General features: G+C 44.7%; 15 protein-coding genes. 9 read left to right on the forward strand and 6 right to left on the reverse strand.

The genetic code is table 11. From position 1 onward, the window contains the following. Nucleotides 1–149: 149 nt before the first annotated feature. The 3 genes from NLBNIHML_RS21635 (at nucleotide 150) to NLBNIHML_RS21645 (ending at nucleotide 3,682) form a co-directional block, all read left to right on the forward strand. Nucleotides 150–1,733: a glycosyltransferase family 39 protein gene (locus tag NLBNIHML_RS21635; protein WP_494352722.1), complete on the forward strand. Its 1,584-nt coding sequence runs from the start codon at nucleotides 150–152 to the stop codon at nucleotides 1,731–1,733. Between the two features lie 4 nt (nucleotides 1,734–1,737). After that, a complete protein-coding gene (locus tag NLBNIHML_RS21640; RefSeq protein WP_494352723.1) occupies nucleotides 1,738–2,286 on the forward strand; it encodes a hypothetical protein in 549 nt (182 codons plus the stop codon). Nucleotides 2,287–2,692: 406 nt separating this feature from the next. After that, nucleotides 2,693–3,682, forward strand: a complete 990-nt coding sequence (locus NLBNIHML_RS21645; protein ID WP_494352724.1) for a phosphotransferase enzyme family protein — start codon at nucleotides 2,693–2,695, stop codon at nucleotides 3,680–3,682. Nucleotides 3,683–3,872: 190 nt separating this feature from the next. Here the strand turns inward: NLBNIHML_RS21645 and NLBNIHML_RS21650 are convergent, their stop codons facing one another. Continuing rightward, a complete protein-coding gene (locus NLBNIHML_RS21650) occupies nucleotides 3,873–4,475 on the reverse strand; it encodes a hypothetical protein (protein ID WP_494352725.1) in 603 nt (200 codons plus the stop codon). A gap of 187 nt (nucleotides 4,476–4,662) precedes the next feature. Between NLBNIHML_RS21650 and NLBNIHML_RS21655 the strand changes: the two genes are divergently transcribed. Genes NLBNIHML_RS21655 through NLBNIHML_RS21665 form a run of 3 tightly spaced genes read left to right on the forward strand, consistent with a single transcriptional unit; the run spans nucleotide 4,663 to nucleotide 6,711 of the window. After that, complete coding sequence (locus NLBNIHML_RS21655; RefSeq protein ID WP_494352726.1) at nucleotides 4,663–5,799, forward strand: effector binding domain-containing protein; 1,137 nt, start codon at nucleotides 4,663–4,665, stop codon at nucleotides 5,797–5,799. Between the two features lie 25 nt (nucleotides 5,800–5,824). Then, nucleotides 5,825–6,274 (forward strand): hypothetical protein, encoded by a 450-nt coding sequence (locus NLBNIHML_RS21660; RefSeq protein WP_472474512.1) that lies wholly within the window; start codon nucleotides 5,825–5,827, stop codon nucleotides 6,272–6,274. Beyond that, entirely contained in the window at nucleotides 6,271–6,711 is a 441-nt protein-coding gene (locus NLBNIHML_RS21665; protein WP_494352727.1) for a hypothetical protein, read from the forward strand. The genes NLBNIHML_RS21660 and NLBNIHML_RS21665 overlap by 4 nt, the downstream gene beginning before the upstream one ends. A 103-nt stretch (nucleotides 6,712–6,814) precedes the next feature. Here the strand turns inward: NLBNIHML_RS21665 and NLBNIHML_RS21670 are convergent, their stop codons facing one another. Further along, a complete protein-coding gene (locus NLBNIHML_RS21670) occupies nucleotides 6,815–7,219 on the reverse strand; it encodes a CBS domain-containing protein (protein ID WP_074093601.1) in 405 nt (134 codons plus the stop codon). 177 nt (nucleotides 7,220–7,396) lie between these two features. Here NLBNIHML_RS21670 and pbp4 point away from each other — a divergent pair, with 177 nt between their 5' ends. Further along, the gene (gene pbp4 / locus NLBNIHML_RS21675) at nucleotides 7,397–9,487 is read left to right on the forward strand and encodes a penicillin-binding protein PBP4(5) (RefSeq protein ID WP_494352728.1); all 2,091 of its coding nucleotides are present in this window, start codon (nucleotides 7,397–7,399) and stop codon (nucleotides 9,485–9,487) included. Nucleotides 9,488–9,877: 390 nt separating this feature from the next. Here pbp4 and NLBNIHML_RS21680 read toward each other — a convergent pair whose 3' ends face one another. Beyond that, the gene (locus NLBNIHML_RS21680; protein WP_494352729.1) at nucleotides 9,878–10,648 is read right to left on the reverse strand and encodes a class I SAM-dependent methyltransferase; all 771 of its coding nucleotides are present in this window, start codon (nucleotides 10,646–10,648) and stop codon (nucleotides 9,878–9,880) included. Nucleotides 10,649–11,462: 814 nt separating this feature from the next. On the opposite strand from NLBNIHML_RS21680, the gene NLBNIHML_RS21685 reads away from it, so the two are divergent. Continuing rightward, nucleotides 11,463–12,062, forward strand: coding sequence for a TetR/AcrR family transcriptional regulator (locus tag NLBNIHML_RS21685; protein ID WP_339242912.1), 600 nt, complete (start codon nucleotides 11,463–11,465; stop codon nucleotides 12,060–12,062). A 32-nt stretch (nucleotides 12,063–12,094) separates the two neighbouring features. Further along, nucleotides 12,095–13,315: an MFS transporter gene (locus NLBNIHML_RS21690; protein ID WP_339258918.1), complete on the forward strand. Its 1,221-nt coding sequence runs from the start codon at nucleotides 12,095–12,097 to the stop codon at nucleotides 13,313–13,315. Between the two features lie 100 nt (nucleotides 13,316–13,415). Here NLBNIHML_RS21690 and NLBNIHML_RS21695 read toward each other — a convergent pair whose 3' ends face one another. From NLBNIHML_RS21695 to licT, 3 genes are all read right to left on the reverse strand, one after another. Further along, complete coding sequence (locus tag NLBNIHML_RS21695) at nucleotides 13,416–14,825, reverse strand: glycoside hydrolase family 1 protein (RefSeq protein ID WP_472474506.1); 1,410 nt, start codon at nucleotides 14,823–14,825, stop codon at nucleotides 13,416–13,418. 41 nt (nucleotides 14,826–14,866) lie between these two features. Next, nucleotides 14,867–16,765: a beta-glucoside-specific PTS transporter subunit IIABC gene (locus tag NLBNIHML_RS21700; protein WP_494352730.1), complete on the reverse strand. Its 1,899-nt coding sequence runs from the start codon at nucleotides 16,763–16,765 to the stop codon at nucleotides 14,867–14,869. Nucleotides 16,766–16,949: 184 nt separating this feature from the next. Continuing rightward, nucleotides 16,950–17,810: a BglG family transcription antiterminator LicT gene (licT, locus tag NLBNIHML_RS21705; RefSeq protein ID WP_342571888.1), complete on the reverse strand. Its 861-nt coding sequence runs from the start codon at nucleotides 17,808–17,810 to the stop codon at nucleotides 16,950–16,952. Nucleotides 17,811–18,064 lie beyond the last annotated feature (254 nt).

Consider the following 18,064-nt stretch of genomic DNA (forward strand, 5'->3'; position numbering starts at 1 on the left):
TGATATGATTATGTATTCGGTGTATATTATCGACATTAAAGGTATAATTCGTTAGTTTTGTGGATGGAATTGGTGTTCAAATTCAGCGATTTTTCAGCCAGAGCGATTATAATACTCACGGAATCCTGTAATGGAAAAGGAGTTTTGGCATGTCTAAGATGCTGCATAAGTCGTTTTATCTCATTTTGCTCGTGTTTGTTGCGGTGTTTATTGCTTCATCTTTGTTGGTTCGGGCACAGTACAACTACGCCTTGTATGGGGACAATCCCATTTTGGGCATGCAGCAGTGGAGCATTTTTCTGCCGGTCATTCTTTTGCTTCTTGGTTCTGGTGTCGGATTATATGCTCTGTGTCTGAAACTGAACAAATACAGCCCGAAGATTGTTATTCCGATTGTGCTGTTATGTTCTCTGGTCATTCAGGTCATCATCATTTTTGTATTTCCGAGAGTGCCCACCGATGATTCGCAGACGGTTCTTTCACTGGCCATGAACATGCTGTATAACCAGGATTACTCTTCGTTTGAAACGGGTGGATATTTGCACATGTTCCCGTTCAACTATTCGATCGTGCTGTACCTGAAGACGTTGCTGTACCTGTTCCCGGACAACTATCTGGTCATCAAACTATTCAATATTTTGTTTTCAACATTAACCACATTCATGATTTACCTTATTTATAAACAAGTGAATGAGAGATCCACTGAACGTGATTACGGTGTGTTGATCTTTGCAGCGACGTACCTGCCGTCCTTGTTCCTGAACAACCTGATCTATAACGATGTGATTGCCACAGCATTTCTGACATCATGTTTATACTTTATTATTCGTTTTGTGCGTGAAAAGTCTTGGAAAACCATCATCCTTGCCGCCATTTTTCTCGCGATGGGCAATTACTTCCGAAGCATCGGTGTTATCGTGCTAATCGCTGCTATCATCTATATTTTGCTGAATATGCGGAGCATCGGAGTGAAGAAAGTTGTCATTTCCATCGGTGTGCTAGCTATGTTGTTTAATGTACCAACCTGGACTCAGAATGCAGTCCTTCAATCTTCCGGTGCTGTAAACGAACCTGTTGGAGAGAATGCTGCACCAGTCTATATGTGGCTGAATATGGGGATTAATCTGGAGCGTTTTGGCTTCTGGGACAACATGGAGAGTTATCAGATCTATCAGAGACAGGCCAACTACAATAAGGCCGAGAGCGCAACATTGTTCAAACAAGAGATTGGCAGCAAGCTGTCCGAAGCAAGTGCGAGTGACTTGGTACAGATGTATTACAAAAAGATCATATGGACCTGGACCGAAGGGACATACCAGATGGACCGATACGGAATCGGCAATGAAAGTTCCATCGGTGCCGGAAGAGGAAGGGGAGGCGCAATCGCAGGGTCCTATAGCTATACCAATGCGGTAACAGAACTGATGCAGGGGGATTCGGCTTATCGGACGGGATTACTCTGGATCGTTTATGTGATGAATTTCCTGATGTACTGTTTTATTTTCATCCGGTTGGTCGGTGGTATTCGTCGTAAACGGTATGACGAAGTTTCATTGATCCTGATCATTCTCGGATTCATCGGTTTTTATATTCTCTGGGAGATTAAGTCCAGATACATCTATCCTGTATATCCGTTGTTGGTTGTGCTGTCCTATATGGGGTTCAAAGACACGTATGACTTCATATTCCATCGTAAAGGTACCTTGGAGCAATATTCCCTGAGAAAAAGGTGATCATATGCGAAAAAAACAATATTTCACATCGGTTACGCTATTCCTGTTGCTAGGATGCTTGGTTATGCTGACGGCTTGCGATGTTATAACCGCCCAGAATATTACCAACACCGGTTCTGTGCAAGGTGTGAACGGGTTTGGCATGCCAAATGGTGGCGGTCTGGGCATGAACGGAGGAACACCAAGAGGTGGAAGGGGTACCCCGGGCACGAATGATCGAACAGGCAGTCCCGACATGACGCAGGGGACGATGAATGCCGACATTACGGGTAGAATCGTCTCCGTGGAGGGAAACACGGTTACGCTGGCGTTACTTGAAATGCAGGACACCTCATCTCCAAGCATGGAATGGAAGGATACCGGAATGGAATTGGAATTGAATATAAAAGATGATGTTACTATTACTGAGGGTATGGGAATGCGGCGTTCGGGCAATTCCAGCCCAAATGGGAATTCGTCCATTCGAGTGTCTGATCTTCAAGAAGAAGACATCGTGATGGTGTGGTATAAGGATAACTCTGAGACGGTGGAACGGATGATGGTTGTGCAGTAAAAGATGATGGGATTATCGTCATTTTGTAATTGCTTACAATAGGGTTATCGGCTATTATGGAAACAACTGGTTTTTTTGAAGGGAGTGAGCGTCATGAAACGACGGTCTAAGATGGTATGTTCGATCACTACAAATAAGGTAAGAATGAACTGAATACTTCCGGCAGACCATTAGACGAAGGATGGAACACTTTTAGTTTCCCAGTCCGATCTGAGTTCTGCCGACATATAGGGATATAACTGCTCAATTTTTCTGGCGTATGCGAGGTTTATTTGCTTGTGCAAATTTCTCATACACTCAGAATTTTTAAAAGCCGCAGGCATAGCCTGCGGTTTTTTGCGCGCAAAAATAGGCACACAATGGCTATAAACCATCCACACGAAATGATCAAAAAGGAGAAATGCCCATGTTATCATTAAAATATTTATTTCAAAATAACGACCTTGCCGAAATGATTCTGAAGAATTGGAGTTATGATCCCGAGTCACTGGATATGTTTCAGTATTATCGCATATCCTCCAATGCCGTGTATCCGTTTAGAGATCAGGGAGAGGTCCGATTGCTTCGCTTTGCCCCGGTAGAGGAAAAGAATAAAATCAACCTTAGCGCTGAACTGGATTTCCTCCGTTATCTTCGAACGAATCATTATGGAGCCATGGAGGTGGTACCTGCCCATTCAGGAACAGAACTCGTAGAGACTCACACGCCATGGGGAACATACTACGCTTCTGTATTCAAGCGAGTACCCGGATCGCAGTTAGGGAGCATTGAACTGAATGACTCCATTCTGTACAGCTATGGTGAGGCTTTGGGTGAACTGCATCATTTATCGCGATCATTCATACCTGAGCAAAAGGAGAAGCAGCGCTGGACCTATACAGATGTTTTGGATTGGATGCAGAAGATTTTGGAGGGTTTTCCTGCGGAGACGGCTGCTCTGAACGAGGTAGAGCTTCTCCGAACGTATTTTGCAGCATGGCCGATAAACAAGCAAAATTTTGGACTTATCCACTACGATTTTGAACCGGACAATGTCTTCTATGACGAAAAAAACCAGTCTTGTTATGCCATTGATTTCGATGACTCGATGTATCATTGGTACGCGATGGATGTGGAGCGAAGTCTGGAGAGTCTGCGTGAGGAGATCGAGCCTGAGCAATGGGAGCAGAAGAAACAATGGTTCCTGAACGGGTACTGGTCCAAGGCGGGAGAACGTTATGACCTGGAGAACATGTTCCCCGCATGTCGCCGGTTTGCCAATCTATATGGATATGTGCGTGTGTTTCGGTCTGCCGAAGAGCAATTTTCACATGAGCCGGAATGGATGAGTGCACTCAGAGCAAAATTGAGTCAGAAGATGGCTGAACAAGCGGAGCAATTTGGTCATCCGATGTAAAGTCTACACGTAAACAGTGATCCCATAGATTAAACATTGAACGTAAGTCACATCCCATACCAGAATCAATCCTCATAACTAACAAACCAGCTTGGGAAATCGAATGTAGAATCCCCGAGCTGGTTTTGAGCACAGGTTACCCCGCTGATTCGGGGCAGCTCATGCTCTTTCTACATATGTATCTATTTGGTTAGTCGAGACTCAGATCGAAATCAGGCTCACACATATATTCTAATGGGTACAGATCGTCACGTGCCGAGATTAATGCACGGAAATGCAGATCCTTGATACTGTGCTCAGATGCGTTTCCATCGGCGTGATTGGAGACAAGTTCAGCTACAACAAACACATCTTCTGCGAGGTTACATTTAAACAGAACATTCTTCGGATGAATAACTTCCTCCAGGTAACTGTATGTCATCACATGAAATGTTTGTGCACGCCAGTTTGTCTTGATTACTTTATAGGACTGTGTGCGAACTAGGTCCAGATAACGTTCCAGCTGGAACGTATGTTCAAATTGCGTAATATAACCTTGTTTATCTACATCAATCGTAAACTCCACATCGTAACTGACATGCATTTCATCTTTATAAGTTCCGTTCATGACCTTCATGACCTCAAAGTGTGATCCGAATGCCGGATCCTCCACATAGGGAATGGTTACTAGTTTGGCATCAACATAATCTGTAATCTTACTGTTCATGGAAGGTGGGCTGTAATACTTCGATGGCTGAAGATTAATGGTTCCAATCATGCTTCCAGGAAAACCGGGGCTGCAAGTTATTCGCATAGTCATCTCCTTCGTTGTTGGTCAGTAGTTAGACGAACGAGTAAGAAGAAGGTTGCACCAGAATAAGGAAATGGAAGGTGAACGTGAATCCGGCATGTTTCGTTTGAATAGGAATACTGGCACTATTTCCAATCTACCTTCTCTTTTGATACAGTAACTGTAGGACATATCGGAGGTTATATCATATATGGAACAAGCACTTCAGATCCTGATGCAAAATGCACGAGCAGAAGAGAATACCTTGTTGTATATGCTGCATGAGGAAGCACGTTTCGATCAGGAACTATTCTGGCAATACGTGAACAGTATTATGGAACTGACTCGTCTTACTGCCAATCAGCCTTTGGATCGAGAACTTTCCAGTGCCGTTAGTTTCACCTATTCCAAAATCATGGAGTATCTGCAATGGCATCAGTTGGATCGTGATGTGTATGAGATTGAACAGTTTCCATATGTCTACGCACATCAGATTGTGAATCTTTTAGGGAATGTAGTTAACGGTTTCTATCAAGGTATCGTACCCGATGAAGCCAGTTTCGATGAGGAGTTCCCCAATCCAGCCTTCACAGGCGAAATGGCTGAAGAGCAACCAGCTGTTCTGCAGCTGGGCTACTATAAACAACATACGAATGTACACGCCCTTGGCTTCCGCGAGGAAGATGGGGCGTATCGAATTGTTTTGAATGAAGAAGAGGATCGGGATCTTGCAGATTCCAGGCTGAGTCGCCGAGAGGTGGAGGGAACGTATCTTTTTACGGCTCCGGATGCCAGCAGCGCTCACCAATATTTTCATGAATGGGTCATGGAGAACTGTACCCCATATCGCTCTCAGAGAGGAATCCATCGAATGAATGTGAATGAACATGTGATCGAACAGCAGTCGCTTACCTTTGCGGGAATCAAACGAACGTTCTCTTGTGTGGATGGTGAAAATTTAAGAGGGATCCCCAAGATGTGGCAGGATGCTTTGGCAGACGGCATTGAGGAACGTTTAAACGGGTTCAATAATGGAGCTATTCCCGGTCTGGTGGGCATCTGTGTAGATCAGAGGGAGCTGCAGGACAATCAAATGGAGTACTGGATTGCCACTTCTCACACAGGTGAAGTGCCTGAAGGCCTGGTGTCTATCGAACTGCCCGCGTCCCATTGGGTTGTATTTGAGGCGGATGGATTAGAACCCGAGGCGATACAACGATTGTGGCATTATATTATGACAGCGTGGTTTCCTTCCACTACATATAAGCATGCAGGTATTCCGGAACTTGAAGTGTATAAAGGTCACGGCACACCTCCCCAAATCTGGATACCTGTAAAATCTGTGTGAGAAAAATTATATCAGGAGGCTTACGATGTTATCCCATAAAGTAATTGATTATTGCCAGGAACAAGGTTGGTGGCATGAAGATGTTCCAACGGCATACGAAGAAGCATTACGGAAGCTTGAGATTGATCTTCATTCGGATTTTGCCCAATTTTATTTACATGCAGAGGACGGACCGACTTTTTACAGCAGGCATCAGGAGTTGTATCAGATCTGCTGGTTCATGGAGAACACCGTATATATGGAAGACATGAATGTAGCACAGCTTACACTGGGACTTCCCGAGGCGTATATTCCACTGGACAGTTTTGAAGGTGAAGGTGGATTTTTCTACAATCGTCGGACGGGAGAAGTGGTGCTGGTGGAATTGGGGGAGTCCATCGAACGGTTTCTTAATGGCGAGAGCAAACCGCAGTGGGCTGATTTCAATGCTTTTCTGGAATGGTATTTCGTCCTGGAGGAGGAGACGGTGCAATGAAAGATCTGACACCGGAACATGCCGAACTGGAGCGACAAATTATAGAAACGGTAGAAGCCGGTAATGTGCTGGATGAGACGCAGCAGCATGAACAAGCCCTCATCTATTATGATCAGGCATGGGGCATGTTGCCCGAGCCGAAGATGGAATGGGAGATTGCAAGCTGGATCGCGTCCTGCCACGCGAATGCACATATCGATCTGAAGCAATATGAACTGGCGAAGCCGTGGGCTGAGATATCGTTACATACGCGGAGTACGGATAGAAATACGAGTCCATTGATCGATCTCGGCATGATCTGCATGAGACTTGAACAGCATGACGAGGCGTATATGTATCTGCACCAGGCGTATGAATTCGGCAGAGAGCGGGCATTTCAGGGAAGTTCGAAGGACGTACTGAGTTATTATAAGGAAGAGCGGGCTAGGCGCAAGTAGAGCCAATTCCATATCCATACCATGCAACGAAAAGGGTACCCCGGTTTGGCCAAACATGACCATAGGAGTACCCTTTCAATTATTACGGCATGTTCGACTTCATCTAATCCGAAATGTTACGCGTATAGTATTCAATAATATCCTTACGACGGATAATACCGAGGAAGACACGATCGACATCCACCACAGGCACAAAATTTTGGTCTGCTGCAAGTGTCAGCATATCCTCCATCTCAGCCTCAATGAATACACATTCATTATATACCCGATTGTTAATCTCATGGACTTGAACCTGATCCATCGTATCAAAAGTCAATCCGGGTGTATTTCGCATTTTCCATAACAAATCGCCTTCGGACAGGGTAGCAACATATTTTCCATCCTGGTCAATCACGGGAATGGCGGTGTAGTGGTGCGATTCCAATTGCTCAATAGCATCTTTCATGGAAGCGGTAGACTTGATATAGGCCACTTCGGCTTTGGGGAGTAAAAAATAGCTGATTTCCATCATCGGGCTCCTTTTCAGCCTTTTGCATAGCAAAAAAGCTTTAGTATGTAATCTCACTATCCTTATTTAAACATATTATGTGAGCTTTCGGCTATTTTTAATGATAAATTCGTCAGATTTGTTTCATTGTTTAAATGGCGCTGGAAATCTATAGTGTATATTAGAGGTGATGTAACCATGAAATCCAAACGTAAATTAATGTACGGACTGCTACCCATCTTGTTTGCAGGTGGAATCGGAATGTATCTATACATGCAGAATAACAAAGAAGCAGAAGCCAAGCCCCAGACTACCGTGAATCAGTACGTAGAGCATCTGCAAAAAAAAGAGTTTGACCAACTGTATACCTTGATGACGTCTGCTTCGCTGCAAGAGTCCGGCATGAACAAGGAACAATTTGTTGAAAAATACAATGCGATCTATTCAGGTATGGAAGTATCCACCGTCAAGGCAGAGGTTAAGCCAGTGGATATTGCCGAAACGGCGGCCGATGACAGCAAGACCGATGCAGAGAAACAAAACCCGGATACATATGAGGTGGATTATAACCTGCAGCTGACAACCTTTTTGGGGGAAGTCAGTGAGACGCATACATTGAAACTGGTTCGACTGGAGCTTGAAGATGGAAGCAAAAGTTGGAAAATTAACTGGCAGCCCTCCCTGATCCTGAATGACATGATTAAGGGCAGTAAGGTACGCGTGAGGACACTGTTCCCTGAGCGTGGAGACATTGTGGATCGTGATGGTTTGCCACTGGCTACCAAGGGCACGATGAACGAATGGGGCATTGTACCTGGGAAACTTGGTGATAACCCGGACCAGATGATTACCCGAATCGCAAGTCATTATCAGGTTTCGGAAGATGCCATTCACAAGGCGCTTGCACAGACATGGGTGAAGCCGGAGTACTTTGTCCCGATTGGTTCAACAGAGGAGTTTGACGTGCCAGAATCTTTGAGCGGGGTTACGATGCAAAGCAAGGAAATTCGTTATTATCCACTCGGCGATGCGGCTGCGCACCTGATTGGTTACGTGCGTAAAGCCACCAAGGAAGATCTGGATAAGGATACAGAAGGCTATTATCGCGCAGAGGATTGGATTGGCAAAGCGGGTTTGGAGCAGTCCATGGAGAAACAGCTGCGTGGTGAACGGGGTGGATTGATTGAAATTACGGATGAATCCGGCAACTCCCGTTCTGAGCTTATTCGCAAGGATGCTGTAGATGGACAGAATGTTCAACTGACGATTAGCTCCAAACAACAGAAGAAATTGTATCAGACATTGTCCAGTGGTGGAGACGCCGGTGCGATGGTTCTGATGAATCCGACGGACGGCAACTTGCTGGCGTTGGTGAGCGCGCCTTCCTATAACCCGAACAAGATGGTTACAGGACTTACACAGGCAGAGTGGGATGCTTATTCGGCGAATGAGAAGCTTCCTTTTATCAATAGAGTCACTACTCGATATGCTCCAGGATCAACCTTCAAAGCAATAACTGCGGCAGCAGGCCTAATGGAGAAGGTAACGACAGCGGACAAAACCCACGAGATTTCCGGTTTGCAGTGGCGTAAGGACGACAGTTGGGGCGGATATTACGTCAAACGGGTGAAAAGCCTGAGCCCTGTCAGTATGGTCGATGCTCTGGTGTATTCTGATAATATTTATTTTGCGATGGAAGCCACCGAGATGGGCAGTGCAAAGTTCATCGACGGAATTCAAAAGTTCGGGTTTGATGACAATTTCGGGTTGGATGAACTGTACCTGAAGCCAAGTCAATATGCGAATGAAGCTCATAAAGACCTTTCCTCCGAGGTGCTGTTGGCTGACACATCCTATGGACAGGGTGAAATGTTAATGTCGCCAATTCATCTCGCCGCTGCCTTTACGCCATTTGTGAATGAAGGAAAGCTGGTGAAGCCTGTTCTGACTGCTGGCAAAGAAACCTCTGACCCCGAGGTGATCATTACACCGGAGGTGGCAAATACGGTCAAAGACGCTCTGAGAGAAGTCGTATCTCGCCAAGGCGGTACGGCACACACATTGAGTTCTGTTGGTGGCAGTCTTGCAGGTAAGACTGGCACGGCAGAACTGAAAGCGAAGAAGGGTGAGCAAGGGCTGGAGAATGGCTTCTTCGTCACCTTTGATACTGAATCACCGTCTTTTCTGGTGGCAGCGGTAATCGAGGAAGTCAACGGCCGCGGCGGCAGCCATTATGTGGTGGATCGCTTGAAGCCGTTCTTGGAGAAGCTTAAATTGACGGAACAGTAAACGAACGATATACATTTATTAAAAAGCGGGTTAAGGAATTCATTATACTGAGATGTGATTAACTCATGGACTGATTCTCCTTGTGTGAATGGTAGTGTAGCAACTATTATTCACACAGAATCAGGGTATGAGTTTTTTGTTGTCCAGTAATACCTCTGTGCTAAGTCCGCTATAATCCAGGTCTGTTTACCGCGATATTTCTACATTTGCTGGTCTGGAATATATATCTTCATCGCAAAAGGAAATACGTGGCTAAAAAATAAAAACTCCATCCATATCTTTTCACCAAAAGAATTAGCTCTCCGGAACAAAAAATAAATGTATAAAAGGGCTATCCCCAGTTCATACGAGGGGATAGCCCTGGCCATTACTTATCCTTTGAACTTCTGCTTATTTCCTTGCAGTTAGCATAAAACGGGCCGAATTGGTGCGAATGCCTTGATCGCATCGATATGTTTCCACAAACTGCTGGAATCGCTCAGGGTCAGAGGCAGTTTCTCCAAAACCGGGAATGATCGGTGCATGGGTGAGCAAAAACAGCAAATCATCCGGTGTGGCGTAATACTCAATCGCATCATATTCACGGGCCTGAATGTCATGAAATCCAGCTTCGTGAAGTTCATGCTTGTAACGTTCCATCAAAGTGCCAGGTTGAATGCCAAGGCTTTGTCCACGGCCGAAAACTTCTGAAATGTTGGATTTATCGTGTTCGCTGACCTGCTGAGTTAGAAAAATCCCACCCGTATCAAGTACCCTGAAAACTTCTGAAGCAGAGAACCGGGAGTGTCTGGAGGATACCACATTAAAGAAAGAATCAGGAAAAGCCAGTTTTTCTGCGTCCATTTGAAGAAAGCGTACATTGGAATGAGTTCCCGCTGAATGAGCTTCCACAGCCCGAAGATTCTGCTGTGCGGTCTCAATCATTCCTTGAGCAAGGTCGATTCCCACCAATAACAAGGCCTTTCCCGCAATGGACAACACAGCTTCTCCACCGCCTGTTCCAATATCCAGTAACAGATCGGACGATCGCGTACGGCGAACAACTTCCTCATAGAAGTTCCATCCGATGTTCTCCGAGACAACATTCATGGAGCTGAAGTTCCAGCCATTCGTCCGGCCTACGCGTTCATAAAAGTCAGCATAATCTATATTGTTTTTCATTTACATTTCCTCCAATGTGAGTTTGATTAAACAGGACAAGAGAGTTGTGCCGAATCGTTCTATTGTAAATGATCGAATGGGATCAAATGGACAGACGTATCCCTTGATAGCTGGTACGCGTTTTGACCCAGCCCGACCACTATGTACTTCGAACAATACGGAGCAACATCCGTGTCACCTCACGAGTTGGAATGTCTTCATTATATTCAATTGACAGCGTATTCGCGAGGTTCTATTTTGAGTTGGAATCTGTTCTATGCAGATTTTTGTCAATTTACCTGTGCAAGACCTGAAGAAATCAACGAACCGCAGGATCACGGATTCATGTATGGATGGAGTTTTCAGGATCTAGATGATCATCTGCGGGAAGTTCCTATATGGATCTAAGCACTTTTCCTTCGGCATGACAAAAATATGTATGTAGAGCCTTCCTATAGTTGTATAGGAACTTTTTTTGCATTCATTATAATTCGTTCAAACGTGAAAGGTTATCGCTATCGTATTGGTAAAAAGCAATATATCATAATCCAGATTCACCAAACGGCGAAGGGGTATGCCGACTACAGGTTAACCAGGTGGACGTGGACAAAAGCCGTTTGAAATTCCAGGCACGACAGCTATAATCTAGATAGAGGTACCATTACGAGAATGGTCAACTGAAAATATTGCATGGCAAAGGTAAAAAAGTGAAATGATTGTAGAGGGAGGGTTGGCCGATGTGCCAAGTCTCCTTTTTGATTGCTTATATTCGATGCATCTGTTAAAATACAGAACGAATGTTCAGTATGCATGGAACGGAGTGAATGGAATGAATATGAATAAAAAACAACTTCAAACCGAGCAAACCAAGAAGAAACTTGCGGATGCTTCCAAAGCCCTTTTTGTACAGAAAGGCTATAAAGCAACGTCCATTGAGGATATTGTAGCTGCGACGGGTAGCAGTAAAGGCAATATATATTATCATTTTAAAAGCAAAGAAGGTCTGTTCCTCTATCTAATCGATGAGTGGGATCGGGAGTGGGAAGCGAGCTGGGCGGCCAAGGAACATCTCTATCGCACGTCCACGGAAAAGATTTACGGACTGGCTGAACAACTCGTCATGGATGACATGAATCATCCACTGACGAAGGCGGCTGATGAGTTCTTCACTGGGGAGAAGAAAGAAAATGATATTGAGGAACGGATCTCCTTGATGTTTGAGCGGCATATTCAATTTAATAAACAAATGATAGAACAAGGCATTGAGAGCGGCGAGTTCAAAGCAGACAATGTAGATCATCTCGCACTGATCTTGGAAAGTACCATTATTGGCCTAAGCCAGATGTCACGGGGCATGGAGCCTGAACAGGCTCTTGCGTTATACCGCCAGGCTGCCAGTGTATTCTTGCATGGCATTGCAAAAGATAAAGCTTAAGCAACATTTTGACAACTACGGAGGATGGAATCATGGCATTACTAACACGGAACAGGGGCGCATTGCTGCTGTTAATGTTTAATATTTTTCTTGTTTTTACGGGTATTGGCCTGGTTGTGCCGATTATGCCTGCGTATATGGATCTTCTGCATATCACTGGCTTCACAGTTGGATTGCTGGTCGCGGCATTTTCCTTCACACAGTTTCTGTTCTCCCCGCTTGCGGGTCGTTGGTCGGATACGTGGGGACGTAAAAAAATTATCGTTGGCGGTATGCTGATCTTTGCCGTATCGGAGTTTATGTTTGGTGCGGTTAATGCACCGGTGCTGCTCTTCGCAGCCCGTATGCTTGGTGGGATTGGAGCAGCGATGATCTTCCCGGCGGTTATGGCTTACACTGCGGATATTACTACGGAGGAAGAACGGGGTAAAGGGATGGGCTTGATCAATGCAGCCATTACAACCGGATTTATCATCGGACCGGGAATTGGTGGATACATTGCTGACTTTGGCATTCGAATTCCGTTTTACGCCGCAGGGGTTGCCGGTTTGCTGGCATCCATCATTACATTAATTATTTTGCCTGAATCTACCCGAAGCACAGGAGAGCAAAGTAAACCTGTGGCTGGCGAGTCGAATGTCAAAGCTCCGGGCATGATATCTCAATTACTGAATTCGTACCGTGAACCCTACTTCTTCAGCTTGATTATTGTGTTTGTTATGGCATTTGGTCTGGCAAACTATGAGACCGTATTTTCATTGTTTGTGGATCACAAGTTTGGTTTCACCACGAAAGACATTGCATTCATTATTACATTTGGTTCCATCGCGGGTGCGGTGGTGCAAGTATCCCTGATTGGTTGGTTGCTCAACCGATTTGGTGAAAAGATGGTCATTTCAGTCTGTCTGTTGTTTGTAGCCGTATTTGTATTGTTGACCTTGTTCGTGCACACGTATTGGCTCATTCTTGTCGTAACGTTTATCGTGTTTCTGGGTATGGATATTTTGCGTCCGGCCATCAGTACACAGATGTCCAAACTGGCACAGGAACAGCAGGGTTTTGTGGCTGGACTGAATTCGGCGTATACCAGCTTGGGGAATATCGCAGGTCCGATTGTAGCTGGAGCACTGTTTGATGTGAATATTAACTATCCTTACGTTTCAGCAGCAGCCGTTCTGGCGATCTGTTTCCTGTTATCCCTGCGGGTACTTCGAGGAGGCAAAACGGTGAAACAACCGAAGACTGAGATGTAATTGTATTATTGGAAATGAAGTACATTAACACAAAAAAACAGTCGATCACACCTAACGTGTGGTCGACTGTTTTTTATTATGTTATTAAAGGATTACGGTATTAACGAATTTCTCCATTCGTTTCAATCAGTTTTTGATACCAGTGGAAACTCTGTTTGCGGATACGTCTCAAATCCTTGATATCAAATTCTTCACGATCTACATAGATGAATCCATAACGTTTGCTTGACCCTTGATGTGTGCTAACCAGATCGATCGCAGACCAAGGGCAGAAGCCAAATACATCTACGCCGTCCGTGATCGCCAGTTGAATCTGTTCGATATGTTTATTGAAAAATTCAATACGATACGGATCGTTAACCACGTCGCCTTCCTCCAGTTTATCAAATGCACCCAGACCATTTTCCGTAACAATCAATGGCAGGTGATAGCGAGAGTAGATCTGACGCAGGGTAGAGCGGAAGCCGACCGGATCGATTTCCCAGCCAAACTCCGTTTTTTGAAGATTGGGATTCACAGATCCTCTATATGCGCCCGGTTCACCTACAATTTCATGCTGGTCTCCTGTATGAGAGAAGTCATTACCATCGTTCAGACTTTCACCAACCGTCTGGGAAGTGTAGTAGTTAAACGCAATAAAGTCAGGATTTCCTTGCGCCAGGATGTCCATATCTCCATCTTCAATGATGGGAGTATATCCTTTCTCTTCGAGATAACTCCAGGCAATATGATTATAACGTCCGTATACCGCCATATCGAGATAGAGCCAGTTACGAATGGCAGCATAGTTATCAGCCGCGAGTGTATCTTCTGGTTTGGAGCTCGCCGGGTAAATTACACCGATATTGGGAGCTGGGCCAATCTTGGCTTCAGGCAGCATATCATGACATAGGACCATGGCTTTAGCTTGAGCAACCAGCATATGGTGATTTTGCTGATACAGTGTTTTTTGCGGATCAAAAAGTGTTGTATCCAGTGTCCCCAGAGAGCCAGGATGCAGGATCAGCATATTTTGTTCGTTAATGGTCAACCAATATTTAACCCGATCTCCGTAGTTCTCATAAAGGGTCTTGGCATATTGTTCAAATGCATCAATTGTGGCACGGTTGGACCAGCCTCCTTTTTCTTCAAGCGCATAAGGAAGGTCGAAGTGGTACATGGTCACAATGGGCTCAATACCATATTTAATTAATTCATTAATGAGAGAATCGTAAAAGGCTAGACCCTTAGGATTCACTTCACCTGCTCCTTGCGGATAGATGCGTGTCCATGCGATCGAGAAACGGTAGGCTTTGAAGCCCATTTCAGCCAGCAATGCTACATCTTCTTTGTACATATGATAGTGATCACTGGTTACCTTGAAGTCGGTTACACCTTCGACATGGTTTCCCATATCGATGACAGAAGGGCCTTTACCATCTTCATTCCAGGCTCCCTCAATCTGATAGGCAGAGGTTGAACCTCCCCAGAAGAAATCTTTAGGAAATGGCTTTAGTTGAGTATGTTTCATGGTTAGTTCCTCCTAAGTTGAATTCGTATAGATAAGTTGTGTCAGACAACGAGAGTCAGCAGGACATCATTTTTCTCTACCTGCTCTTGATTCGTTTCGAACACATCCACTTCTTGCTTCGTTAGGGTCACAATGACAGGGGTTACGGTTTCGTATCCGGCTTCCTTGATCTTATCGATGTCAAACTGGATCAACAGATCGCCCTGTCTGACGATATCCCCTTCCTGAACGACAGGAGAGAAGTGTTTTCCCTTTAACGCTACTGTATTGATGCCGATATGAATCAGGATTTCTGTTCCTGCGTTGGTGGTTAATCCAATGGCATGTCCAGTCGGGAAGAGGGAAGTGACAACACCATCTACCGGAGCGACAACTTCACCAATCTCAGGTACAATCGCCAAACCTTTGCCCATAGCACCAGTCGAAAAAGCTGGGTCATTAATGGTACTCAGTGCTACGACTTTACCCGTAAGTGGACTATGAATTTGTTCCTTTTTGATTTCTGTTGTTTTGGTCTCAGGTACGACAGGAAGGTCTACCGGCGTACTTTCAGCTGATGTGCTGGAACCAGATTCATTTTTCTCGGAAGCTGTGTCTTTCGTTTTGCTTTCATAACCAAACATCACCGTTAATACCGCTGCTACCGCAAAGGAGCATGCAATCGCAATCACGTAGACAACCGTTGGTGTGTAGACAGGAATGGCAAAAATATTGTGGAACACATAAGCAGTCATTTTAACTCCAAAGTGACCATTAATGGCACCGCCGATCGCACCTGCGATAACTACGATAGGAATCACACGTTTATAACGCAAGATCAGACCGTATACGATTGGTTCAGTTACTCCTGCGAGTAAACCGGTAAGGCTGGTCGAGCCAGCAAGGGTTCGCAGGGTTTTATTCTTTTTGGCTTTCAGGAAAATACCGAAGGCTACACCGATTTGTGCAAATACAGCTGCAGCAGCCATGGCTTCAATCGGATCGCCGCCAACCCCGATATTCTGAATCGTGATGGGAGTGAAGCCCCAGTGGAGTCCAAAGACAACCATGAAGGTCATGAATCCACCGAGTACAATCCCTGATAATATACCGCTGACACCAATGAGCCAAGTTACACCGGAGGAGATCCAGTCACCTACTGTAGTGCCGAATGGTCCGAAGGCCATGGCGGACAGCGGAACCATAATCATCAGAGCAATCATTGGTACAAGGAACAATTGCAGGTCTTTCAAAATGATTTTTTTGAGTAACTTATCAAGAACAGCATAGATACTAATCGATATGAAGATTGGGAATACGCTGGCTGAATAATTCATCATCACAACCGGTATACCCAGGAACGATACATCTGAGCCCTTATCCATCAGCCCGGTGAAGCTCGGCTCCATCAGAGCGGCACCAATTACGCCAGCTACATAAGGATTGGCTTTCAGCTTCATACCCAGTGTGATCCCAAGGAAAATGGGCAAGAAATAAAATACAGCGTTGCCGGCAGCGGATAAAATCAAGTATGTGTCACTTGTATCCGACATCCATCCGAGCATGGTCAGGACAGTCAGCAAAGCTTTTAGCATACCTGATCCTGCCATAGCCGGGATTAACGGCGAGAAACTTCCGGATATAATTTCAAAAACTTTGGATAACAGCGAGGTTTTTTCCCCTGTGGACTCAGCCGATGAGGAGGAATCTCCTCCAAAATCCCGGTTTTTCATAATCTCCGCATATACATGAGCCACATTACTACCGATGACAACCTGGAACTGGCCGCCGCTTTCGACAACGGTAATAATCCCATCGTGTTTTTCAAGCGTTTCGCGTTCGGCCTTTTTCGGATCTTTCAGGTCAAATCTCAGCCGGGTCGCACAGTGGACAAGACTATTGATATTGGCTTCTCCGCCGACGAGACGAACGATGTCATCCCCCATTTTTTTATGATCCATGTTCATTCTCCTTTGTTGTTAAGATTGCCTGAAAACAAAAAAATACCTAAACGAATGGCTATGATCATCGGAAAGATGACCTGTTGCCAATCATTTAGGTATCGCCTGCTTGAGCAGTAACAATCCTTGTCGTTAAGTTGTGAGACCTACTATATATGACGCCGTAATCGTTTGCAAGCTTTTTTTATTCCGCGTCAAGCAAATCGTTACGGGAAGTGACACGTTGAATATGGATCGTCAAATACACCTTTTCATCAATGGACATGGCACTTTCAAACTTGTCTTCAAGATAATGATTAATCAACTGGGTGCACTGAAAAGCCTTGCTATATTTGTCTTTCACCTGCTCATACAGAAAGTTATCGCCTGAAGCAAATTGCTCCTGTTCATTACTTAACATTCGCTGCACAAAGTATTGCAGATGGGTAATAAACCGGGAATAATTAAATGAATTTTCATCCAGGGCGATGTGGTAATGGTTGGTCACAATGTTGAAGATATCATCAATAACTTCGGTAATTTCAACGGTCTGTTTCATGCCTTGAGCATCTTGGCGTGCGTTGACAAAATGCATGGCAATAAAACTTGCCTCATGTTCATCCATTTGGATGCCGAATTGTTCCTGGATCAGCTCCACAGCATTCATACCAACCCCAAATTCCTTCTTGTAAAACTTTTTAATTTGCCACAAAAGGGAATTCTTCAGCCCGACGGATTTACGGTACCGGGTAATGGCAAACTGAATATGATCGATTAATGATATATAGATATTATCACTAAAAATATCGCCCATTTCCTTTTTGGCATGGCCCACAATTTCGTCTGCTAACTTCAAATATTCAACCGATGTTTCCCCAATCAGATCAATGAGCTTTTGCGGTATTTTATCTGATTTCAGCACAAAGGTTTTTTCAATTTTATCCTCATCCACGGGCTGACCGTTTTTCTTTTTAAAGCCAAGACCGTTGCCAATGACAACAAATTCGTGACCAACCTGGTTCTCAGCCCGGATGACATTGTTGTTGAAAATCTGACGAATGATCATATATGTGTTTCACCTCAATGGTCATAATAATAACAAAAAACCCAAACTAAGGCTCCATAGACAGCCTTGGTTTGGGTATCGCCTGCTTACCAGTAACAATCCCGAAGAAGATACAGCTTCCTCTTTCAATTATGTCCACTATACCGCTTTCATAACAGAATAACAATACAATGATTTATGGAAATGGACGTAAAGACGTGGATTTTTGGTATAATAAGAGATGCTGGAAGTGAATTAGATGGGCTGGGTTGCAT

The sequence above is a fragment of the Paenibacillus sp. JNU01 genome, from assembly GCF_059130585.1.